The organism is Streptomyces sp. NPDC001709 (assembly GCF_053596375.1).
In genome coordinates, this window is sequence record NZ_JBSFGB010000039.1 from 20,350 (window position 1) to 42,431 (window position 22,082).

Annotated in this window: 24 protein-coding genes; 22 read left to right on the forward strand and 2 right to left on the reverse strand. The window is 65.1% G+C overall.

What is annotated here, in order from left to right; all coding sequences use genetic code 11:
• Positions 1-335: 335 nt before the first annotated feature.
• Both ACWC0C_RS38410 and ACWC0C_RS38415 read right to left on the reverse strand, forming a co-directional pair.
• The gene (locus ACWC0C_RS38410) at positions 336-683 is read right to left on the reverse strand and encodes a hypothetical protein (RefSeq protein ID WP_450868998.1); all 348 of its coding nucleotides are present in this window, start codon (positions 681-683) and stop codon (positions 336-338) included.
• A gap of 364 nt (positions 684-1,047) precedes the next feature.
• Positions 1,048-1,251 carry a hypothetical protein gene (locus ACWC0C_RS38415; RefSeq protein ID WP_450868999.1) on the reverse strand — a complete coding sequence of 68 codons (204 nt, stop codon included), beginning with the start codon at positions 1,249-1,251 and terminating at the stop codon, positions 1,048-1,050.
• Between the two features lie 23 nt (positions 1,252-1,274).
• Here ACWC0C_RS38415 and ACWC0C_RS38420 point away from each other — a divergent pair, with 23 nt between their 5' ends.
• The 22 genes from ACWC0C_RS38420 (at position 1,275) to ACWC0C_RS38525 (ending at position 22,048) form a co-directional block, all read left to right on the forward strand.
• Complete coding sequence (locus ACWC0C_RS38420) at positions 1,275-1,532, forward strand: HNH endonuclease (RefSeq protein ID WP_450869098.1); 258 nt, start codon at positions 1,275-1,277, stop codon at positions 1,530-1,532.
• 1,379 nt (positions 1,533-2,911) lie between these two features.
• Positions 2,912-3,349, forward strand: coding sequence for a P27 family phage terminase small subunit (locus ACWC0C_RS38425; RefSeq protein WP_450869001.1), 438 nt, complete (start codon positions 2,912-2,914; stop codon positions 3,347-3,349).
• Entirely contained in the window at positions 3,342-5,027 is a 1,686-nt protein-coding gene (locus tag ACWC0C_RS38430) for a terminase large subunit (protein ID WP_450869003.1), read from the forward strand. The genes ACWC0C_RS38425 and ACWC0C_RS38430 overlap by 8 nt, the downstream gene beginning before the upstream one ends.
• 10 nt (positions 5,028-5,037) lie before the next feature.
• Complete coding sequence (locus ACWC0C_RS38435; RefSeq protein ID WP_450869005.1) at positions 5,038-6,474, forward strand: phage portal protein; 1,437 nt, start codon at positions 5,038-5,040, stop codon at positions 6,472-6,474.
• Between the two features lie 122 nt (positions 6,475-6,596).
• The gene (locus tag ACWC0C_RS38440) at positions 6,597-7,454 is read left to right on the forward strand and encodes a VG15 protein (protein ID WP_450869006.1); all 858 of its coding nucleotides are present in this window, start codon (positions 6,597-6,599) and stop codon (positions 7,452-7,454) included.
• A gap of 12 nt (positions 7,455-7,466) precedes the next feature.
• Positions 7,467-8,027, forward strand: a complete 561-nt coding sequence (locus tag ACWC0C_RS38445) for a hypothetical protein (protein WP_450869008.1) — start codon at positions 7,467-7,469, stop codon at positions 8,025-8,027.
• A gap of 98 nt (positions 8,028-8,125) precedes the next feature.
• A complete protein-coding gene (locus ACWC0C_RS38450; protein ID WP_450869010.1) occupies positions 8,126-9,082 on the forward strand; it encodes a major capsid protein in 957 nt (318 codons plus the stop codon).
• Between the two features lie 192 nt (positions 9,083-9,274).
• Positions 9,275-9,829 carry a hypothetical protein gene (locus tag ACWC0C_RS38455; protein WP_450869012.1) on the forward strand — a complete coding sequence of 185 codons (555 nt, stop codon included), beginning with the start codon at positions 9,275-9,277 and terminating at the stop codon, positions 9,827-9,829.
• Positions 9,826-10,170: a hypothetical protein gene (locus tag ACWC0C_RS38460; RefSeq protein WP_450869014.1), complete on the forward strand. Its 345-nt coding sequence runs from the start codon at positions 9,826-9,828 to the stop codon at positions 10,168-10,170. The genes ACWC0C_RS38455 and ACWC0C_RS38460 overlap by 4 nt, the downstream gene beginning before the upstream one ends.
• A gap of 14 nt (positions 10,171-10,184) precedes the next feature.
• Positions 10,185-10,421, forward strand: coding sequence for a hypothetical protein (locus ACWC0C_RS38465; protein ID WP_450869016.1), 237 nt, complete (start codon positions 10,185-10,187; stop codon positions 10,419-10,421).
• A complete protein-coding gene (locus ACWC0C_RS38470) occupies positions 10,414-10,818 on the forward strand; it encodes a hypothetical protein (RefSeq protein ID WP_450869018.1) in 405 nt (134 codons plus the stop codon). Before ACWC0C_RS38465 ends, ACWC0C_RS38470 begins: the two co-directional genes overlap by 8 nt.
• A 31-nt stretch (positions 10,819-10,849) precedes the next feature.
• Positions 10,850-11,413 (forward strand): phage tail tube protein, encoded by a 564-nt coding sequence (locus ACWC0C_RS38475; RefSeq protein WP_450869020.1) that lies wholly within the window; start codon positions 10,850-10,852, stop codon positions 11,411-11,413.
• A 47-nt stretch (positions 11,414-11,460) separates the two neighbouring features.
• Complete coding sequence (locus tag ACWC0C_RS38480; protein ID WP_450869022.1) at positions 11,461-11,772, forward strand: hypothetical protein; 312 nt, start codon at positions 11,461-11,463, stop codon at positions 11,770-11,772.
• Positions 11,773-12,161: 389 nt separating this feature from the next.
• Positions 12,162-14,549, forward strand: a complete 2,388-nt coding sequence (locus tag ACWC0C_RS38485; protein WP_450869024.1) for a phage tail tape measure protein — start codon at positions 12,162-12,164, stop codon at positions 14,547-14,549.
• Positions 14,550-14,553: 4 nt separating this feature from the next.
• Positions 14,554-15,789 carry a hypothetical protein gene (locus ACWC0C_RS38490; protein ID WP_450869026.1) on the forward strand — a complete coding sequence of 412 codons (1,236 nt, stop codon included), beginning with the start codon at positions 14,554-14,556 and terminating at the stop codon, positions 15,787-15,789.
• Positions 15,790-16,636: 847 nt separating this feature from the next.
• Positions 16,637-18,043, forward strand: a complete 1,407-nt coding sequence (locus ACWC0C_RS38495) for a hypothetical protein (RefSeq protein WP_450869028.1) — start codon at positions 16,637-16,639, stop codon at positions 18,041-18,043.
• 22 nt (positions 18,044-18,065) lie between these two features.
• On the forward strand, positions 18,066-18,323 hold the full coding sequence (locus tag ACWC0C_RS38500) for a hypothetical protein (protein WP_450869030.1): 258 nt from the start codon (positions 18,066-18,068) through the stop codon (positions 18,321-18,323).
• Positions 18,324-18,419: 96 nt separating this feature from the next.
• Entirely contained in the window at positions 18,420-19,397 is a 978-nt protein-coding gene (locus ACWC0C_RS38505; RefSeq protein ID WP_450869099.1) for a peptidoglycan-binding protein, read from the forward strand.
• Between the two features lie 94 nt (positions 19,398-19,491).
• Positions 19,492-19,719 carry a hypothetical protein gene (locus ACWC0C_RS38510; RefSeq protein WP_450869031.1) on the forward strand — a complete coding sequence of 76 codons (228 nt, stop codon included), beginning with the start codon at positions 19,492-19,494 and terminating at the stop codon, positions 19,717-19,719.
• A gap of 20 nt (positions 19,720-19,739) precedes the next feature.
• Positions 19,740-20,294 carry a deoxynucleotide monophosphate kinase family protein gene (locus ACWC0C_RS38515; RefSeq protein ID WP_450869033.1) on the forward strand — a complete coding sequence of 185 codons (555 nt, stop codon included), beginning with the start codon at positions 19,740-19,742 and terminating at the stop codon, positions 20,292-20,294.
• 141 nt (positions 20,295-20,435) lie between these two features.
• Positions 20,436-21,272 (forward strand): hypothetical protein, encoded by an 837-nt coding sequence (locus tag ACWC0C_RS38520; protein ID WP_450869034.1) that lies wholly within the window; start codon positions 20,436-20,438, stop codon positions 21,270-21,272.
• An 80-nt stretch (positions 21,273-21,352) separates the two neighbouring features.
• The gene (locus ACWC0C_RS38525; RefSeq protein WP_450869036.1) at positions 21,353-22,048 is read left to right on the forward strand and encodes a recombination directionality factor; all 696 of its coding nucleotides are present in this window, start codon (positions 21,353-21,355) and stop codon (positions 22,046-22,048) included.
• Positions 22,049-22,082 lie beyond the last annotated feature (34 nt).

Here is a 22,082-nt window from a genome sequence, read left to right on the forward strand (position 1 = left end):
GTGCGGTGCGCACGGTTGTCGTGGCCATTCCGGCACGGCAGGAACACACACGGGGAGTCAAGATCTTCCTCCCTAGGGGTGAAACCGGCGCGGACCTAATAAGTCACCCGCACGCTGCCCCAGTTAGCGCACGGGCATGCGCTGGCCACCCGAACGGGGTATGCCGAAACGATCCGCCAGCCCCTGTCTGGAGGTACCCCATGCCCCGTAGACCCCGCCCCCCTTGTTCTGTCCCCGGGTGCCCCGAGCTGACCCGGGCCGGCGGACGCTGTGGACGTGGATCACGTACGGTCCCTCTCGTTGAGAGGGACCGTACGGATCGGAACGTTCAGGTGCTATGCCGGGGATTCCATTGGCTGAAGACTGAAACTGAGTTCGCGGCTCAGCGGCTCTTTCGGATCATTGCCGAATGAGCCGAGGATCTTCGAAATTGCGATTTCGCCAGCTCCCATAACCGTGCACCAGGCAATGGGAATTTCATCGTTGATGCAGTGTTGGCCGTCGTGGGGCAAGAACTCACCTTCACCGTATGCAGGTGTTGAGGTGATGCGCCCCGCTGCTGGGAATGATTGACTCAAAGCATGCGTGCTTCCGGCGGCAGGTGCGGGACTTGCAGTGGCGGATGGGGTGATGGCAGTGAGGAGTGCGACGGTCCCGAAGGCTGTGGCAGCGATGCGGTGCATGATGTTCCCCGTTCTATGTCGGGCTGTTGTGGATGACTCGGAGGCTGGTTCGAGCCGCCCGAGAGTTGCCCAAGCCGGAGTGTGAACATGCGCTCATCACCCGAACGAGGTTGAGCAGAGTCGTTCCCCCGCCCCCTTGTTCGGAGGTACCCCATGCCGCGCAAGCCCCGCCCCCCGTGCTCTGTCCCTGGGTGTCCCGAACTGACCACGGGTGGACGCAGTGTAGGCGTGCCCCCTGCCCGAGTAGCCCCGGCTTGTCACCGGGGGCAACGGGCGGTGGTGGCGGTTCGAGTCCGCGCGGCCCCCGTCGCAGGAACGACACAGCCCCCGGCACAAGACCGAGGGCTGCACGTGCAGGGCACGGCTACTCCTCGGGGTCAGTCTGAAGGTCCGGCGCGATGACCATCGTGATATCTACGATTGCCTCAAGAGCGGCGAGTCCGTCGGCCACTTTCTCCGGGTCGGCGTCCGGGTCCACCGGAGTCAGCGCAAATCGCTGACCCTTGACTTCGATGATGGCCTTCTCTTGCTGGTCTGCCACGGCTTCCCCTTCCGGGTGATCAGTCATGGAAGGAGCGTCCCATGCGGAACATGGCGGCTCCCCGGTTTCCGTGTCCAATTCCCCCCAAGCGTGATGGAGGTGACCCCCATGCCTCGAAAACCCCGCCCCCCTTGTTCCGTCCCCGGGTGTCCGGAGCTGACCACTGGTGGGCGCTGGTTGCGCCCGCGCTGGACGTGGACCATGTGCGCCCGCTGTCCCTCGGTGGCGAGGACATAGACAGCAACGTTCAGGTGCTGTGTCGGGGGTGTCACCAGCTCAAGACGAGCACGGAGTTCGGTGCTAGCTAACCGTCCGAACGTCACTCCGCCCCGGCGCGGGCGCTGACGGCTCACGCCAGGGCGGAGAGGTTCAGGCAACTTCGCCTAGTGCTCCGACTGGTTCCACCTGTCGGACGCCCCAGAGACAGACTCGCACTGGATCACAGCGAAGGCACGCAGAGCACCCGCTCAGACGGCGTGGCAGAGAACTCCCACCCCAACCTCACCAGCAGGGGCAAGGAAGCACCACTCCGCCCTCTTCCCGCGCCGGGCTGCATCCTTGCGTGCTGCCTGTGCCGTGGGGTACTCCGAGGCTGGCTTGGGTGGTGCCGTGCAGCCGAAAGATACGTCAAGGACGACACTACTTGAGCAGAACATCAGGGTGCCGCCGAAAAAGCCGCTTGGAGGCTCGATGGCTGCGGCTGGGCTGGCCAGCCCGAGGACCAGTCCAGCCGTCACGGCGGCGACAGCCAGGCTGGCTGCACGTCGGACACGAATCATGAGATCCCCCTTGAAAGAGCACGGCGGCATACACGTCATGGACCAGGCAGAACCTTCCCAACGGACAGCCGTCGCACATCACACCGTCGCATGAACCTCAAAACGCCAGTTCGATATAAGCAGGGCCAGCCGGGGGCGAAAAATCACATCGCATGGACGGCAGGCGCACTGCGGACCCTGTCCAGACGGACCGGACAACGCCGGGCGCACCACTGTTCATGCTCACTGCGGGCCGCGTACTGGACCTCTCGGGGCGCTGCCGGTATGGGCCCGTTCGGGTGACCGGTTGGTGCCGCCTTGCCCGTGCTCTGTGGACGTTACGCGCCCCACCCCTCGTGTGCGGGCGCTGTTTCGATCCCCCACCCCATCGGAGGTACCCCCATGCCCCGAAGACCCCGCCCCCCGTGTTCTGTCCCCGGGTGCCCCGAGCTGACTGCGCGTGGTGGTCGCTGTGAGGCTCACCGACGCGAGGCCGAGCAACAGCGTGGGACTAGTGCTGAGCGGGGCTATGACACGCGTTGGCAGCGCATCCGACGTGCCTACCTGTACCGCAACCCGTGGTGTCTGCTGTGCGGTCGCACGGCCGTGGTCGCGGACCATTTCCCTTTGTCGCGACGGCAGTTGGTTGCTCAAGGTGTTGCCGATCCGGACGCGTTCTCTCGTCTGCGTCCGCTGTGCACGACGTGTCACAACCGCGAGACCGCGAAACGCCAACCTGGTGGTTGGGCTGCCGCGAATGCGAAACCAATTCGGACATAGGGCGCAGCCCGACCAGGGGGGTACTCCCTCCCCCTCCCCACGCTGATCGGCAGGGAGGCAAAAAACTCGCATGGCTAAATAGATCGTTTCTGTGGAGGTGACCTTCCGTGGCTGTTCCTGGGCAGAAGCCCAAGCCTCACATTCAGGCGGTGCGCGAGGGCGCATTCCGCGCCGACCGAAATTCCGAGGGCGCAACATTCGCCCCTGTGTCCCCGGTCGAGCCGGATTGGTCCGAGCTGCTGCCGGGCGATACCGCCGAGGACGTGCGGGAGAAAGCGGCGGACGTGTGGGCGAGGACAGTTCCCGCCCTGGTGCACTCCGCTGGTCTGACCGACCCGCAGCGAGAGACAGCCATTGAATATTGCGTGACGGTCGCCCGACTCTGGCAGGCCGAGCGCGAGTTGAGCCGTACCGGCCTGGTGGTCGAGACGGAGCGCGGGAACGTGAAATCCCCGTGGGTGACTATCGCCCACCAGTACCGGAGTCACTTCCGGTCGCTGGTCGGTGAACTCGGGCTCTCGCCCGCGTCGGCCACGCGGATTACCCCGCCGGAAAGCGGGGGCGACGATGACGGGATCTTTGACTGACGGGCTGCCCGTCCCGTATGCGGCGCTGCTAGAACTCGGGCTGTCCGAGGACGACATAGCCGAGGCGGTCAAGTCCCGCCCGCTCGTCCTCGCCCACCAGGCCCCGCAGCGCGAGGGCGCCTATTTCGACGTGCCCACCGCCCGACGAGCCATTGCGGCTATCGAGTCCATGAAGCACACGAAAGGCCGATGGGGCGGGACACCGCTCAAACTCGCGCCGTGGCAAAAGGTGTGGATCATTGCCCCGATCTTCGGATGGCTATGGTTCGACCCGGAGTTGGGCCGAGCGGTCCGCGTGGCTCGGACGGTGTGGATCGAGGTTCCGCGTAAGGCGGGGAAATCAACGCTGTCGTCAGGTATCGGCCTGGTGCTGCTGCTCGCGGACCGCGAGATAGGCGCCGAGGTCTACGCGGCAGCCGGCTCACTGCCGCAGGCCGAAAGAGTCTTTGACGACGCTAAGCGCATGGCGCTGACAAGTCGCGCTATCCGGGGCCGCGTTGAAGTCCTGCGCGGGCTTATCCGCGTGCCGCGTACGGGCGGTGTCTTCCGTGCCCTGTCCAAGATTGCCGAGACCGCCCACGGGCTGAACGTGTCCGGCGCGATTGTGGATGAGGTGCACGTGCACAAGCGGCGTGACCTTATCGACGCTATCGAGACTGGTACGGGTGCCCGTGACCAACCTCTAGTCGTGTTCATCACGACCGCAGATGAGGGCACCGAGGGCAGCATTTACGACGAGAAACACACGTACACCCGCCGCTGTGCGGACAACGTGATCTCGGACCCCGGGCATTACGGGGTCATCTGGGCTGCCGAGGAAGGCGACGACCCTTACACCGAGGAGACATGGCGTAAGGCGAATCCCGGATTGGGTGTCTCGCCCTCGCTCGCCTACATGCGCCGCGAGGCGAACAAGGCCAAGTCCACGCCGAGTTACTTCCCTACGTTCTGTCGGCTGTCACTGAACAGACGTATGCGCTCGTCCTCGCGGTGGCTGCCGCTTCCTGTGTGGGACGCGAACGCGGGTGCCGTGGACGAGCAGCGTTTCCGGTACCGGCGCGCGTGGGGCGGGGTGGACCTGTCCGCGGTCAGTGACCTGTCGGCGTGGGTGCTCGCTGTCGAGTCCCGCAAACCGGGGGTCGAGCTGGAATTGATCTCGCGGTTCTGGCTGCCCGAGGAACGTCTAGACGAGCTGGAGGCACAGCTACAGGTACCGCTGAAGCAGTGGGCCGCCGATGGGCTGTTGACGCTCACCGAGGGCGACGCAATCGACTATGGCGCCATTGAGCGTCAGATCATCGCGGACTGTCGCCGCCTGGACGTGCAGCGGATTTCGTACGACCGGATGTTTGCCGGTCAGCTTGTGCAGCGCATCGAGCAGAAAACCCGTGGTGTGGACGTGGTACCGGTCGCGCAGACCTATCTAGGAATGAGCCCCGGAAGCAAGGAACTTGAACGCTTGCTCCGCGAGGGCCGCATACACCACGGCGGTAACCCGATCTTGCGTTGGAATGCTTCGGTGGTCGAGGTGTACCGGGACGGAAACGACAACCTACGGCCCGTGAAACCGGACCGCGGAAAGTCGAGCGCTCGCATTGACGGTATCGCCGCAACGGTCATGGCTCTGGACGGGTATGTTCGCCGACCGATCAAGCGGCACCGCGCGGCAAGTGCGTAAGGGGGGAAGCATGGCAGAGACTCCGCTGCAAATGACAGAGCGGCTGTACGGCAAGCTACAGCGCCGCAGACACCACGCTAAGAAGTGGTCGGACGCATACGAGGGTGAGCGGCCCCTACTGTTTGCCTCGCCCGAGTTCAGTACGCAGACCGGCGGACTCTTTGACGAGTTCTCCGACAACTGGTGTGCCGTGGTGCCCGATGCGACGGTTGAACGGCTTATGCCGCTCGCCTTCCGGCTGGAAGACGGGACGGTTGATAAGGACGCTGGGAAGGCATGGCGCCGCTCGGAATGTGATGTTGAGATTGGTCTAGCGCTGCTGGAAGCCCTTATTACGGGCCGCAGTTTCGCGCTGGTCTGGAAGAACACCGATGCGGTCGAGATCACCTTTCAGCACTCGTCCAACGCGATAGTCGAGTACGTGCCGGGTCGTCGCCGGCTCCGCAAAGCGGGGCTGATGACGTGGCGCGACTACGACACAGAGTTTGCAACCTTGTTCACGCCGACCATGGTCTATCGGTGGCAGCGTCCGACCCGCGAGGGCGGACAGTGGACCGGTCGCACCGCGGGACTTTCCCGGGGCGAGCCGAGCCACGTACCGAATCCCCTCGGTGTGGTCCCGCTGGTGGAACTGCCCAACCGGTCACGGCTGTATGGAAAGCCACGGTCCGAGATTGCGACTGTGCTTCCGCTACAGGATGCCGTGAACACGCTGTGGGCTCACCTCATGACCGCATCAGACGGATTGGCGCTGCCCGCCCGTGCGGTGCTCGGCATGGACCGGCCCGTCCGCGAAATCGTGGACCCGGAGTCGGGGGAAGTGGTCGGCGAAGAGGACTTGCCGCTAGACCAGTTCCGGAAAGACCGCCTGTTGTGGCTGGAGAAACAGGGCGCGTCCATTGCTGAGTTCTCCGCCGCTGATCTACAGAACTATTTGAAGGTCATTGAGGTTGCGGTGCAGCACATCGCGGCACAGACCCGCACCCCGCCGAGTTATCTAGCGGGGCAGCTCGTCAACGTCTCGCCCGATGGTGTCGCCGCGAGCGAGGCGGGGCTAGTCGCAAAGGTCACGGAACGCCAACGCCATTTCGGCTCGGCGCTCCGCGAGATCATGCGGCTAGAGGCACTGGCACAGGGTGAGTCGGGGCGTGCGGATTCCCTCGCGCTCGGCTCGGTGGTCTGGCGTGATCCGCAGTTTCGCAGTGACTCCCAATACTCCGATGCGCTGGTGAAGTTGAAGGCGATCGGGGTGCCGGATGAGGCTCTGTGGGAGCGGATTCCCGGGGTCACTCCGGACGAGATCGAGCGTTGGAAGACGATGCGCACGGATGCCGCGGGCGCGATCCTCGGCGGGAACGTGGCGGACCTGTTCGGACCCAAGCTCGACCCGGCCGACGACGGGCAACCTGCCGATGACCCCGAGGGTGAATCCCTGGGGGCCGCGTAGTGACCCGCACGGCCGAGCTGTCCGCCGACCGGTACTCCCAAGTCCAGTCCCTTTCCCGGACCGTTGTGGAGGCGATACAGGGGCTTTGGCGGGACGTTCCCGCTGACCGCATCCTGTCCGCCATGCAGGGCGAGACCGGGCGTCAGATCCTCGCTGCGGTCACCGCAGGACAGCTCACAGCAGCGCAGGGCGCACAAGCCTTTGTCGCCGCTTCCATGGCTGTACAGGGGGCGATTGCGGCCCCGCTCGGCGTGCTCGACTCCGCGGCCCTGGTGGGTGTCGCGTCGGACGGTCGTCCGCTCGCCTCGCTGCTGCAACTGCCCGCCATCACCACGGCTCGGGCCCTGGCAGCCGGCGAGAGCGCCGAACTCGCGGCGGCCCGCGGGCTTACCCAAATGGCCATGATGGCGAGCACACAGATAGCCGACACGTCCCGTACGGCTACCTCCGTCGCCATGGCGGCGCACCCGCGCTGTGTCTCCTACGTTCGCGTGGTGCGGCTGCCCGCGTGCGTGCGGTGCATCGTGCTGTCCGGACGGCAGTACAGCTACTCAACGGGCTTCAAACGGCACCCCCGCTGTGACTGCGGCATGGAGCCGATGACGGATGCCGAGTGGCGACAGACCAAGACCCCGGAGGACCTGTTCCGCGAGATGAGCCCCGAGGAACAGCGAAAGCGGCTCGGGCCCGCGGGGGTCAAGGCACTTGAGCACGGGGCCGATCTCGGGCAGCTCGTCAACGCGCGCCGAGGGATGGCAACTGCGGTGACGGGGCGGGGCCCGATGAAAGTCACGACCGAGGGCACGACGAAACGCGGACTCGCCGCAAGCGCGATGCGTTCGGGGTTCGAGAAAGTCCCCGGGAAACGGTACGAGCGCGCGAAAACGGCGCGGCTCATGCCAGAGACCATTTTCAAACTCGCGGGTGACAACCGCGAGCACCAAATAGCCATGCTGAAGCGATACGGCTACATCACATAGAGGGGATCACCGATGGCAGACGACCCGCAGAACACCCCAGGCAACGGCCCCGAGGGCGACCAGGACGCGACCGGTACGGGGACCAGCACCGAGCCCACGGGCGGGACGGGCAAGGGGGCCGAGGGCGACCAGGCCGACGCGGTGAAGGCCGAGCGGACCGCCCGCGAGGCTGCCGAGCAGCGCGCCACCGTGGCCGAGCAGGAATCGGCACGGCTCCGCCGGGCCAACGCAGCACAGCGGGGCACGGACCTTGACGCGCTGCGGACGGAGATCCGCGGGGAGTTCCGGGACCAGCTCGTCCGCGCCGAGCTGCGCGCGGCTGCTGCGGGCAAGCTCCGTGATCCGGCGGACGCGCTCGCGCTGCTGGACGTGTCGGCGCTCGCCGGCTCCGGGGGCGATATCGACGTTGCCGCGGTGGCTGCTGCCGTGGACCAGCTCGTCAAGGACAAGCCCTATCTTGCGGCCGACTCGTCCGCTCCGGTGTGGGGCGACGTGGGCGCCGGACAGCGTGAGAGCGCCGAGCCCGAGCCCGCCACTCCGCTTGACCGTCTGCGGCGCGCGTACGGCGCGTAACCGCCCTCGCGGGACTCTTTCCGCTCACCCATTCCAGGGGACGCGCCTAAACGGTGCCGTCCCCTTTTTCATGCCCAAATTCAGGGGGAATTCGACACATGGCACTGACTCTTCCCGAGGCTGCCAAGCTCAGCACGACCGATCTTCAGCGGGGCGTTATCGAAACGTTCGTGCAGGAATCCAGCATCCTTGACCGGCTGCCGCTGCTCACCATCGAGGGCAATTCCTACGCGTACAACGAGGAGGCCACCCTTCCGGGTGTCGCGTTCCGTTCGGTGAATGAGGCTTACGCCGAGTCCACGGGCACCGTGAACCAGAAGTCCGAGAGCCTTGTGATTCTCGGCGGTGACGCGGACGTTGACAAGTTCATCGTCAAGACCCGCGGCAATCTCAACGATCAGCGTGCGATTCAGACGCGCATGAAGATCAAGGCCGCGGCGTTCAAGTTTCAGGACGCCTTTTTCAACGGCGACGTTGCGACGGAGCCCAAGGGGTTTGACGGTCTGCGTAAGCGTCTGACGGGTGCGCAGGTCATTTCCGCGGGCACCAATGGGGCTCCGATCATCGGCAACGGCGGGTCGGACTCGCACGCGTTCTTTGACCTGCTCGACTCGCTGGTTGCGCAGGTACCGGGCCTGACTGCGGGCAATGGCGCCCTGTACGCGAACCGCGCGGTAATCGCCAAGATCAAGTCGGCTGCCCGCCGGATCGGCGGTTACGAGATGGTACGCGAGGCTCTGACCGGAAAGACCGTCGCCACGTACAACGGTATTCCGCTGCTGGACCCGGGCCAGACTGCCGGGGGTGTGGACATTCTGCCGCAGACCGAGACGCAGGGAACCGCCACCGACGCGAGTTCCATTTACGCGGTTCGGTTCGGCCAGGCCGAGGACGACCGCGCGGTGACCGGTCTCACCAACGGCGGTATTCAGGTCACGGATCTGGGCGAGCTGGAGTCCAAGCCGAGTTACCGCACGCGAATCGAGTTCTACACCGGACTCGCTGTTTTCGGTGGCCGTGGCGCTGCTCGCCTTAACGGCGTCCTCGCCAAGTAAGGGAAGGGGACGGAATGCCACCGCGTAAGCGGGCAGCGTCCGCCCCGAAGATTCCGCACACGGATTCGTGCGGTGCCCCGGCGCGGGTCGAGTCCTTTCCGGTACTCGACTCGTCCGGGGCCCCGCGGACCGTTTCGCGGTGTCTGGCGTGCGGCGCTCAGACAGTGAAGTAAGAGGGGGAGGAAACGCGTAATGGCACTCCCCGCACTGGCCACCGCGGACGAACTCGCCGCGTGGATGCAGCGCGAGCCGGACGAGCTGCCCGCCGGGGCCGCCCTGGTGCTCGACACAGCGTCCGCCATCGTGCGCGCCGAGGCACGGCAGCGCTTCACCCGGGGCACGACCACGGTTGCTCTCGCCCCGCGGGAACGAGTGGTCCGGCTGCCCCAACGGCCGGTTATCTCGGTCGAGTTGGTCCGCGTGGGGGCGCGGGTGCTGCGACCGGACGAGTACCGCGTGTGGCGGGATGAGCTGTGGTCCCCGCTCGCGGTAACCAGGCCCGTGGTCGTCACCTACACCCACGGATACGAGACCGTCCCGGCGGACGTACGCGCCATCGTGCTTACGCTCGCCGGCCGAGTACTCACCAACCCGTCCGACCTGCGGCAAGAATCGGTCGGCTCGGTGAACGTGACCTACGCGGCCGAGACCATCGGCGCGTCTCTCTCGCCCATCGAGCGGGACCAGCTCGCCCGCTACCGGCCCCGCGCTGCGGTGGTCGGGTTCAACAAGGGGGCGCCCTGGTGACGCTCCACTACACACAGACGGTCGTGATCCTGCGGGCTCCGTTCGTGGTGGACCGGTACGGCAACACCACCAGCGAACGCGACTGGTCGAGCGCCACCAGGACCACGGTTCGGCGGGTGTCGGTGCAGCCGGATTCGACGAGCGAGGACGACGGGGACCGCCCCGCCGTGACGACCGGCCTACGGCTGATCACGCGCCGCGGAGTCGATATCGACCTGATCCCAGGTGACCGCGTGGTTGTCCTCGGCCGGCTGCTCGACACCGACGGGGAACCCGCCCGGTACATCGTCGGGGGACGCCACCACCACACCGAGGCACGGCTTAAGGAGGTGGCGGGGTGAGGTTCCGCCCGAACATGACCGGCATTCGCTCGCTGATGCGGACTCCGGAAGCGGGGCGGCAGGTCGAGCGCATCGCGGCCCGTATCGCGTCCTCGGCCGAGAGCACGACCGGGGGCGAGTTCCGCACCGATTCGGCGTTGGGCGCCCGTCGTTGGCGTGCTGCTGTGATCGGCAACTACAAGCGGCACGGAGACGCCGAAGGCACCCGTACGGCGCTGCTGCGGGGCATGGACGGGGCCGGAGGTGAGTAGACCGATCGTCGTCATGCCGGACGCCGTGGCGGTTGTCACGGGCTATCTGCGGTCCGCTCTCAAGGCGCACGGTCGGCCCGTCCCGGTCGTCTCCCGTGTCCCGTCCCCGCGGCCCTCAGCGTTTGTCCGGGTGCAGCGCATCGGGGGCACGCAGGAGACCCCCGTATCGGACCGTCCTCGGCTCGACGTCCATTGCTGGGGCGAGAGCGAATCCGCGGCACACGATCTCGCGGCGCTCTCGCGCGCACTGCTCGGTGACCTTCCCGGGGTGCGCGACGGGGTGACGGTCTACCGGGTGTCGGAAGTCGGGGGCCCGATGTGGCTTCCCGACGACCAGACCAGCGCCCCGCGATTCGCGTTCGCGGTGGAAATCCACATGCGCGGACGCGCTCTCTGAAACACCACTTTATTTCTACGGGGGGACACCTATGTCTCTGAACGCTAACGCGGTGCGCGTTGCGGTCACGGGTGCTGCGTATGTGGCTGCACCAAAGTCCAAGCTGCCCACGGATTCGACCACGGCTTGGGATGCCGCGTTCACCGATATCGGTTGGATCTCGGACGACGGGATCACCGAGTCCAATTCGACGGACACGACCGAGATCAAGGGTTGGCAGGGCGGGCAGACCGTCCGGAAGGTCATCAGCTCGTCCGAGATGACGTTTCAGTTCACGGCCATTGAGACCAGTAAGACGGTCCTTGAGCTGTACCACAAGGGCTCGAAGGTGACCACCACGAGCGGCAAGAGCGTTCTTGCCATCAAGGCCCCGGGCCCGGACCGCCGGACATTCGGTTTCGACGTGATCGACGGTGACTCGCATATCCGCATCGTCATTCCGGACGGCGAGGTCACCGAGACCGGCGACATTACCTACAAGTCGGATGAGGCCGTTGCCTACGAGCTGACCGTTACCGCCTATCCGGGCGCTGACGGAACCGTCGCGATCAAGTACAGCGATGACCCCGCGTGGGGCTCCGCGCCCGCGCAGTAATCCCACGGCGAAACGTTCCGTTTAAAACAATAAGAGGCACAGAGCACATGGCTAGCACTTTCGACCTTGACACCTGGGTCAAGGAAGCACGTAAGGAACCCTTTTCCTTCACCCTCGCGGGAACGGTGTTCACCATGCCCGCAGCCGGCGAGCTTGATAAGTCGGTCCTGTCCGCGGTGAACGTGGACAGCCCGAGCGCCGTGGACATCGAGAACCTTCTTAAGAAGGGACTCGGCGAGCAGTGGCCACGGTTCGACGCAATCCCGGCCCCCATCGCTGCACTCGGTGAGCTTTTCCGCCAGTGGCAGAAGCACGAGGGGGTTCCGCTGGGGGAATCCTCGGCCTTGTCCGACTCCTGAGTGAGTACGGCGAGGCCATAGAAGCGGATTTGCAGCGGTACTACGGGACCGATCTGCGCGACCTGTTCCGGTCCGGATCGGGGCTGACATGGCGCCGGTTGCGTGCCCTGGTGACGGGCCTTCCAGCCGACTCGGCGTTGGCCCGATCCATGGCCGGACCGGATTCCGTCTGGACGCTGGAGACGCAGCTACTCGCCGCAGTGCATGACCGGTTGAGCGAGGCGAATTGGCAGCGGGGCAATCAGGGTGCGAAGCACCCGACCAGGCGCCCGCAGCCCATTCCCCGCCCGGGTGTCCGCTCGGGCCGCATCGGCGGGACAAAGCGCGATGCGCGCGAAGTGGCCCGGTATCTCGCGCAGTTGCAGCCGGAGAACGGGGGGTGATCCGGCATGGCTGTTGAAGTGGGAATGGGCTACGTGTCCATTGTCCCCGAAGTTCAGGGGTTCGCTGGTGAGTTGCAAAGGCAGGTCACCGGCCCCGCCGAGCGCGCCGGACAGGAAGGCGGACAGACAGCCGGCGAGGGCTTCACCGGAAAGATGGGTGGAGTCCTCAAGGGCGGACTTGCCGCTATCGGTCTCGCTGCTGCGGCGGTGCTGACCAAAGGCTTTTTGGACGCGCTCGACCAGGGCGCCATCAACGGCAAGATTCAGGCGCAGTTGGGCAGTACGCCCGAGGACGCTGCCCGGTACGGAAAGGCTGCCGGACAGCTCTACGCCCACGGTGTCACGGACAGCGTGGAGGAGGCCGCGGGTGCGATATCCGGTGTCATGCGGTCCGGCATCCTTCCGCCGGATGCGACCAACGCACAGATCGAGTCGATAACCGGAAAGGTCACCGACCTTTCAAAGACCTTTGAACTCGACCTGGGCCAGACCAGTAACGCGGTCGGTCAGATGCTGAAGAACGGTCTTGCGAAAGACGGTACGGAAGCGCTCGACATTCTGACTGCCGGAATGCAGAAGATGGGTCCGCGTGCCGATGACATGGCGGACACCTTCAACGAGTACAGCACGAAATTCCGTGATCTCGGATTGTCCGCCTCCGACGCGATGGGCCTTATGGCTCAGGGCATGCAGGCGGGTGCCCGGGACACGGACACCATGGCCGATGCTCTGAAAGAGTTTCAGATCAGGGCGACGGATGGCAGCAAGACAAGCACCGAGGCATACCAGGCCATCGGCCTTAATGCCGAGGAGATGACGAAGAAGATCGCTGCGGGCGGTCCTGGTGCCCGTGAGGGGCTGCAACAAGTCCTTGACGGGATCAAGGCGATAAAGGACCCCGCGGAACGGTCACAGGTTGCTGTCGGACTGTTCGGAACGAAAGCCGAAGACCTCGGGCAAGCATTGCTTGCAATGGACCCGAAAACCGCTGTAAAGGCGCTCGGGGACACCAGCGGTGCAGCTGAGAAGATGGGCGATGCGCTGCACAACAACGCGGGCGCCCGGATCGAACAGTTCAAGCGCACTCTTGAAGTCGGACTGACCAACTTCATGGGCGACAACGTGATACCCGCGCTGACCTCTTTCGGAAGTTTTCTGGGTACCACGTTCGGCCCCGCACTGAGTGCCGGTAAGGAACTGGTATCGGGCTTTTTCGGGGTGTTATCCAGCTCGGCCGGCGGGTCCTCTATCGCGTCGTTCGGGCAGTCCCTCGCTACTGCGGGGGCGACGCTGCGGGACGCGTTCATGCCCGGTTTGCAGTCGCTGTCATCGCTCGCTCAAACGACGCTGCTTCCGGCGCTGCAAGGGCTCGGGAACGTGCTGTTCAACCAGCTCGTACCCGCGTTCATGACGCTCTATACGAATGTGGTCGGGGCGGTCGTGCCGATCCTTTCGTCTCTCGGCCGGATTTTGACCGAGGTCATTTGGCCTGCCGTGATGCGTGTCTATTCGTCCATTGTCGAGAATCTGCAACCGATTTTCTCGGCCCTGTCGGATTTCATAGCGCAACGGGTCGCACCGGCCGTGCAGATGATCGGCACGAAGCTGCGTGAAGTGGTCGACAAGGCTCGGCCACTGATCGAGGTTGTCACCTCTATTGTGTCGTGGCTGGCCCGTCTTGCGGCGGACATTCTCGGTGCTGTGATTCCGGTGTTGATCCGGCTCGCGGGTCCGATCTTTTCCGCTCTGTTTTCTGCCCTCGGTACTGCCATCGGGTGGATAGGAAACGTGATCGGCTGGCTGTCTTCCCTGGCGAAGGGGGTCCGTGATGCCGGACGTTGGATCTCGGATTTCTCGTCTTCTGCCATCCGGAGGTTCGGGGATTTCGTAGATTGGATGCGTGGCCTTCCCAAGAGGATCAAGGATTCTCTAGGTGATTTCGGTCGACTGCTGGTCAGCAAGGGCGCTGATCTTGCCCGTGGCCTTTGGGAAGGAATCAAGGCCATGGGGGGATGGCTGCAAGACAAGCTGTTCGGCTGGGCGCGGGACTACATTCCCGGACCCATTGCCGATGCCCTCGGCATCAACAGTCCCTCGCGGCTCATGCGGGACGAGATCGGCCGTTGGATTCCGCCGGGTGTGGTCGAGGGAATCGACGCCGAACAGGGCACCTTGGACGCGCGCATACGGTCCATGGTCACCCTTCCGAAGATCGAGACCGCTCGACTTTCCGGACCGGTGTTCACCCCGCGGGAGAACAGCAGCAATTCTCAAATGGCAGAGCTGTTGCGCGAACTGATGGAGGAGAGAAAGCGCGAAATCGTGCTCAAGCTCAACGACCAGGAGATTGCCCGAGCAGCAGCGTACGGGCAGCGAAAGCTAGCGAGGAGGTGACGTCATGGGTATGTGGATCGGTCGCCCCGGAGCCCTGCGGGAGTTCACGGAAGCGGCATCGACATTCGACCGGTCGCCAACTCTGGGGGTCGCTGAATTCCGGAGTCTGGGCGGGGGTGTCACCACATGGGCCCCCGCCTTGCAGCCCCGCCGGTTGAAACTCGCGTGGCAAGCGATGCTGCCCGATGACCTCGCGCACCTGGACCGCCTTGCCCGCCGGGTGGACGGTCCGGGCCCGGTAGCGGTCATCGATCCGGCAGTTGGGAACCTGCTGACCGCCAACCATGCGCATGGCAACGCGCCCGCCCCGGGACAAGCACAGTGGTTCTCTACGCCGAACGTGACCCGCACCAGCACGCCCTACGCGCCGGTACTGGTGTCGCTTGCGGCCCCGGACGACTTGACGACGCTGGTTTGGTACGCCCCGACTCCGGTTCTGGCGTACCCCGTGGTACCGGGCCAACAGGTGAGCTGGTGGGCTCCGTCTCTTGCGGGCGTGACGGAACAGGTGCGGCTGTGGTGGTACGGCGCAGACGGAGCGAACACGGGCTACTCGTACAGCTCGTTTCCTGACCGGCCGATGGTGCGGACAGTGCCGGAAGGCGCGGTGTACGCACGGCCCGGGGTCAAGCTGAACCGCTCATTTGCCGATCTGCCGGTTGGGCCATCAATCCTCGCGATGACGACCCCGGAACACTCCGCGTGGCGTCTCGGGTACCGGCAGGCTCTTTCCTCGGCTCAACAGGCAGGAAAGACCCCGCTCACTCAGTACGCCGTGGCGGGCACCAATGCGGCACTGTCCGATGTGGGCGGAGCCGCGAACGTCACGATCCCCACTGCCGGGACGCTCACTTGGGTTCCGGGGGACGGCTCACAGGGCTTCCCGGTCGTTCCGGGCCAAATGGCCGTGTTTACAACGCAGTTCGGTAAGGCGAGTGGGTCCGGGGTCGAGTTCCGCAACAGTGCGGGAACGGTCGTGGGCACCAGTTCACGGCAAGCGGCGGTAGTGCCGCCTGGTGCCGCCTACGTCCGTCCGTGGGCTTCCGCGGGGAACGTCACCACGGCAACGCCGATCGGCTCGGCCTCATTGCTGGTGTGGGACCAGGCGCCGCCGCTTCCGGTCGGCGAGGGGGCTCCGCTGTTCAGCATCACCGAGTACGGGCAGACCATCCGGCCCGGGAATCTCGACTCGCGCGACGTGACGCTAGAGCTGGTGGAGGTGACCAGTGCGAACGGCTAGCGCTGCTCTTAGCTCAGCACTCAAGAGCGGAGAGCGCTCCGCCGCGTACGGCGTCCGGCTCGGCGGTCGAGAACTCGGCGCACAAGTCATGTCCTGGTCGCTGGATCGCTCGTACGGAACCGATCTGCCCGAGGCCATGCGGGCTTTCAGCGGCCCGTCAAGCGCACAGCTCGACGTGACGCTGACCGGTACGGGCGGACAGCCTGCACCCGCTCTCTACGGGCCCTGGGCGCCCCGTTCCACCGGGGACGTTGCCCGCCCTGGCCAATCTGTGGTGCATACGTGGGGGCTCGGGGGCGAGAGCCTGCCCGCCTTCCGCGGCACGGTCCGCTCACGCTCGGCGGAGTCCGGCACGGACGCGGTACGCGTGTCTGCGTTGGATGGGGCCGAGCGGCTGCGGATGCCTGCGAGGCTTCCCCGGCCGGCTGGTGGCATCGACACGGCAACCCCGTTCGGCGACAGAACCAACTGGGTGGCTAGCTCGACCTGGTGTGTGGACCACCTGCTACGCAATGCGGGTATCCACACGTGCCCGCCGCCGCGGAGCGGGGCGGTGCTGTACGCGAGCATGCATGGCGGGGCTGCGGCAAATATCGGCTACCTCAAGAGCCTTTCGGGCGACTGGTCACGGTGGACCACAAAGAACGCCCCATGGCAATGCGCCGTACAAGGCTCGTCCTCGGGCAACACCAAAGCTGTCTATGAGCCCCAAGTCCGGCCGATTCACGGGAATGTGCCCAACCCCGGCGGTTTTTGGTACGAGGTTTGGTTGGACAACACGAACGTAACGAGCGGGGACCGGACGGTAGATCTCACGCTGACGTGGACCCCGCCATACGTTCCCGCAGTGTACTCCACGCTGCGCGCCGACTATGTCAAAGGTGAGGTTACGCATTACTGCGGCACCAGCAGCACACCGACCAATAACGCATCGGTCGTGTGGAGTGTGCCCGAGCTGAGCAAGCAATTCGGGCGGTGGCATCTCGGCATGTGGCTGACGATTGGAGACAGCGGGACGACCTATGTAGAGGGGACGGTGCAGTACCCGGGCGGTGGCGGACTCATCCTGTCTCGCGGATCCGTGAGCGGCGTCACCGTGGGGTATTGCACGATGGGTGAGGTGATTCTGCGTATCGGCGGAATGCGTGTCGAGGCACTACAGGTGTCCGCCCAGGCAGAGAAGCCGAAGACTTTCGAGGACATCACACAGACGGGTCAGTGGCAGAAGGGTGCAGTCCTGGACGGGCCCGAACTGCCTATCCGCATGATCCCCGCAGTCACCGGCACCGCGTGGGAAGCGATCACACAGATAGCGAAAGCCAGCTTGTCCACTGCCGAGTTTGACGTGGACGGAATATTTCGTTGGCGCAGTCGAAAACGGTGGACTGCTTCACCGACTCGGGCGGACCTGGTGGTCACCTCTCAGCGGGAACTCGCGTCGATGACCGTTAACGAGGAGATTGACGCATGCCGTAACAACTGCTCGGTCAAATGGGCCAACTGGAGACGAGTCAAGGCCAACAAGGCGACGCTGAAGCAATCATGGGAAGTACGCAAGCTAGATCCGGGCACATCCTATTCCATTTCATGGACCATTGCGGATGACGAGTTGGACACTCCACCCCCGCCCACCGTGCCAAATGTAGGCAGCGACGGAATCCGTTTCACGAACGTGAACGCGAACAACACCGCGGCCGTTCACGGGTCAGTGGAAGTGAGCACCGAGCGGCGGGATGGAAAGCTCATCCTGACCATGTACAACCGTGGCTATCAGGCGGTGTGGCTGAGGGGTGACAGTGGCGGACCCTCGGTGTCCATGACCACACCGAGCATTGACAGCGGGGTCACCCCGTCCGACTGCTGGTCCACGTACTACAACACCCCGAGCCAGGAGAAATACGGGGTGCAGTCGTTCACACACGATCCCTCGGGGTGGGTGCAGGATTCCGATTCCGCTGATGCGCTGGCCAGTTCCTTGCGGGATGCTGGGGCGTTCCCCGCTCCGCTGCTGTCCAACGTGGAGATTCTGCCCGATCCACGGGTTGAACTCGGGGACGTGGTGCGGGTGCAGGATGCAACGGGGGCCGCTTTGGACACGCTCGCATGGGTCGTCGGAATCCGCACATCCGGCGACAACGGCGGGGTCGTGCGGCAAGTGCTCACGCTGCGAGGCACGACATATAACGGAGTACCAACGGACACAGGGCTTACCCCTGATCCACCAGTCGACCCCGCGTTGCCGAATCCTCCGTAAGTAAAGAAGTGCCGGGGGTGCAATGGATGACGAGCGCGAGGACCCGCTAGGGGTCCGCATCGGCGCGAGAGAGATTTACGACGAAGTTGTTGGGTTGCGCGAGGACGTGCGTTCCCTCGGGCAGCAGGGGGAAAGCGTGGAAGAGACGCTAGAAGATCACGAGAACCGTATTCGCGGTCTTGAGAGCGAGCGAGGCAAGTTCGTCTTGCCCGTTGCCCTGATTACCGCAGTGGCGACTGTGGTTGCTGCCGGACTGACCGCCGCACGCGTCGCCGGCTAGTACGCCGAGCACGACACACCAGCCCCGTTCCGGGCTTACCGAGCGGGGCTTTTCTATGCCCAAAATCAGGGAGGAACATTGGGAACGGTTGACGCCATGCTGTCCGCGGCTGCTGCGGACGTCGGTTATAAGGAGGGACCGAACAACGACACAAAGCACGGTCGTTGGTACGGGCTGAACTACAACCCGTGGTGCGATATGGCGGTAAGCAAGTGGGCTGCCGACAGTGGCAACGCGGGGATCGTCGGTCGGTTCGCCTACTGCCCGAGTCACGTGAACTGGTTCCGCTCGCGGGGCCAGTGGCTCGGGAAGAACGCGGCGGTTCGACGCGGGGACATTGTGTTCTATTCGTGGGACGGGGGCCCGCTCGCCGATCACGTCGGAATCGTCACCGAGGACGCTGCCGAGGGCACGAGCGTCCACACCATCGAGGGCAACACGTCCTCGGGGAACAGCGGGTCCCAGGGGAACGGGGACGGCTGCTATCGGCGCGTGCGCCCCCGTACGTACGTCCTCGGGTTCGGGCGCCCCGCCTACTCGGACAGCTCGAACAGTTCGTCCCCCTCGCGGGCCCGGGTCACCATCGGCGGTCTGACCTACGGCTACGGGGCCGAGGGCGACCACGTAACGCGGGTCGGGCGGGCCCTGGTCGGCAAGGGATTCAGCTCGCACTACACCGAGGGTCCGGGCCCCACGTGGTCGGACGCAGACACGCTCAACTATGCAGCCTTTCAACGGTCATTGGGCTACAAGGGCGCCGACGCAGACGGGGTGCCCGGTCCGGACAGCCTCGCGCGACTGCTCGGCTCGACCCCGGGCAAGCCCGTTCTTGCCCCGTTCCCGGGTGCGGACTGGTTCAAGTCCTCGCCCCGCTCACCGCTGATCACCGCCATGGGTCACCGGCTGGTGGCCGAGGGGTGCGGGCGCTACTCGACCGGCCCGGGGCCGCAGTGGACCACGGCTGACCGGAACTCGTACGCGGCATGGCAGCGCAAACAGGGATACCACGGCGATGACGCGGACGGGTGGCCCGGTGCAAAGACGTGGGCGGCCCTCAAGGTCCCCGCGGTCTGACCACGCCCCGTTACGGCTGTCCCGCTCGGCGGGGACCAGCTCGGGATTGCAAACGCCGAGACGTTCACACACAGCAATGACAGGGGGAACCCGAATGCAGTTCATCAAGACCCATCCGGCCCGTATCTACGCCGTGGCGGTCGCCGCTCTCGCCCTGGTGGCGCACTACGTCCCCGAGCTGCCGAGCGCGCTCGTCCTCGCCCTGGTCGCCGCGGTGCTCGGCACCGGTGAGGCTGTCCAGCGCACCGAGGACGGCAAGACTGCTGCGGCCGGCGAGGCGACCGGCGACAACGACCAGGCCAACGGCGGGCTGACCGCGTGAGCTACCGACACGTTGCGCTGATGGGGCGAGCGGGCTCCGGGAAGGACACGGCAGCCGCTCGACTCGTCAGCCGGTATCAGTTCGTCCGAGTCGCGTTCGCCGACCCGCTCAAGGAAGCCGCGATGCGGCTAGACCCGATCATCGGGGCCGAGGGCACGTCCTACGGAGCGCTTCCGATCCGGCTGTCTGACGTGGTGAAGCGCCACGGTTGGGACCGCGCGAAGAACAGCTATCCCGAGGTACGGCGCACGTTGCAGAACCTCGGCGAGACCGTGCGCGCGGACGACCCCGATTTCTGGCTCCGGATCGCGCGGGACAAGATCTCTACCGCCGACCGGTGGTCCCTGCCCGTGGTTGTCTCCGATGTGCGCTACACCAACGAGGCGAACGCACTGCGCGCGGCGGGGGCGCTCATGGTCCGTATCGAGCGGCCCGGGGCATCTGCCGGGGGCGAGGCTGCCCGCCACGTCTCCGAAGTCGACCTGGACGACTACCCGGCGGACGTGACGGTCCCGAACGCGGGGACGCTCGATGACCTTTACGCCCTGGTGGACGCGCTCGCAGTCCGCCGCTGACGACCAGCGGTGACGGGGTGGCGAGAGTGACCCCCGATCCCTCTTCTTCTTGTTTTTTCTAGCGTTCCTAAAAAACAGGTTGGAACCGTCACTCTGCCACCCCCTCTACCCCAACCCATCCATTCCCGAGGGGGACCAGCCATGCCCGAAGCCATCCGGACTATCAAGCGCGGTGGCTCGCGCTTCTACATCAGCCCCGAGACCTCCGAGAAGGTGCCCGGCGTTACCTCCATCGTCTCGATGTTGCCTAAGCCCTTCCTTACCTTCTGGGCTGCCCGGATGACCGCGGAAACAGCGGTCGAGAACTTGGATGCTGTGCGGGCTATCGCCGAGCGCGACCCCGCGGGCGCCGTGGACTTCCTGCGCAACGCCCACACCCGGTACACCAATCTCCGGGCCAAGGTGGGATCGGACGCGCACGATCTCTTTGAACGCATGATCCGGCTGGAGGAAATCGGCCGCGTGCACCCGGACTTGGAGCCGTACCGCATCGGTTTCGCCGAGTTCCTTACCGCCGTGCGTCCACAGCTCATCCGGGCCGAGGACGTGTGTTGGTCGGACGAGCACCAGTACGCGGGCAGCTTTGACGCGCTCGTGCGGGTCCGGCTCGGCGAGGACGGAAAGCCCGACCACGAAAACGGCGAGTGGCACACGCTGTTGGTGGACTGGAAGACGAGCAAGTCCGCATACCCGGACGTTGCCCTACAGCTCTCGGCCTATGCGCACGCGGATCGGATCATTGCGCCCGATGGCACGTCCGAGCCCATGCCGAAGGTGGACGGCGCGGCCGTTCTCCACATCACTCCGGAAGGCTGGGTTTTCAAGCCCGTACGGATTGACGAAGAGATCTTCAATGTGTTTCTGACGCTGCGGCACGTATTCCAGTGGGACCGCGAGATCTCTAAAACCGTGTTCGGCAGCCCGATTGCGCAGAGCGTCCGCCGGCTGATCACTGGAACGCAGCGCCGCGCAAGCTAGTACCCGCACCACCCAAGACCAGGCGAGCCGTAATCCACGGTCCGTCTTTTTTCATGCCCAAAACCAGGGGGACAAGCCGTATGGCTATTCGCATCTTCGAGACCGACCCGTCCGCCAAGCCGAAGGCGACGTTTTCGGATGACACCGTGGGCCGGTTCCACGGAGGTAAGCAGGAGAACGGCATTCCCGTTGCCCTCGCCGAGTGGCGCGTGACGACCGGTGACCCGGAAGTGGCTGATGCTATCGCTCAGCTCATGGGCGGTTCTCCGGTCGAGACCGATTCCACGTCGGAAAACTTCATCGAGATTCTGACCGCTCAGGACAAGGTGAAGGTAGTTCTTTCCGGCCCGGACGCCATCACGTCCGATCTGAAGCTCTGGAACGGCTCGGCCCTCATCCATCACTGTGACGGTGTGGAGTTCCTTTCCCCGGATGAGGACCGTGGCAAGCCGTGCCGTTGCCCAGAACTCATGGAGGACCGTAAGGCCGCTGCAAAGGCCAAGCGGGGTCCGGCTCCGTCCATTTCAGTGACGTTCCGTCTGGCCGAGGATTACGACCTTGGCCTTTTCCGTCTCCAGACCGGTTCGTGGAAGCTGGCGGAGGTTCTGCACGAGGTGGAAAACGCGCTCGACAAGATCGGTGCCGAGGCTCTGTGTTCCCTTGAACTTGAGCTGGTCGAGTACACAACGAAGAAGGGGCGCGACGTGTCTTACCGAAAGCCGGTAATCCGCGTTCTCAAGTCGTGGTCGGACGCTATCGCCGAGCCCAAGTTCTAGCCGGCGCAGGGCTCTGCAGGACGGTTTGCAGGGC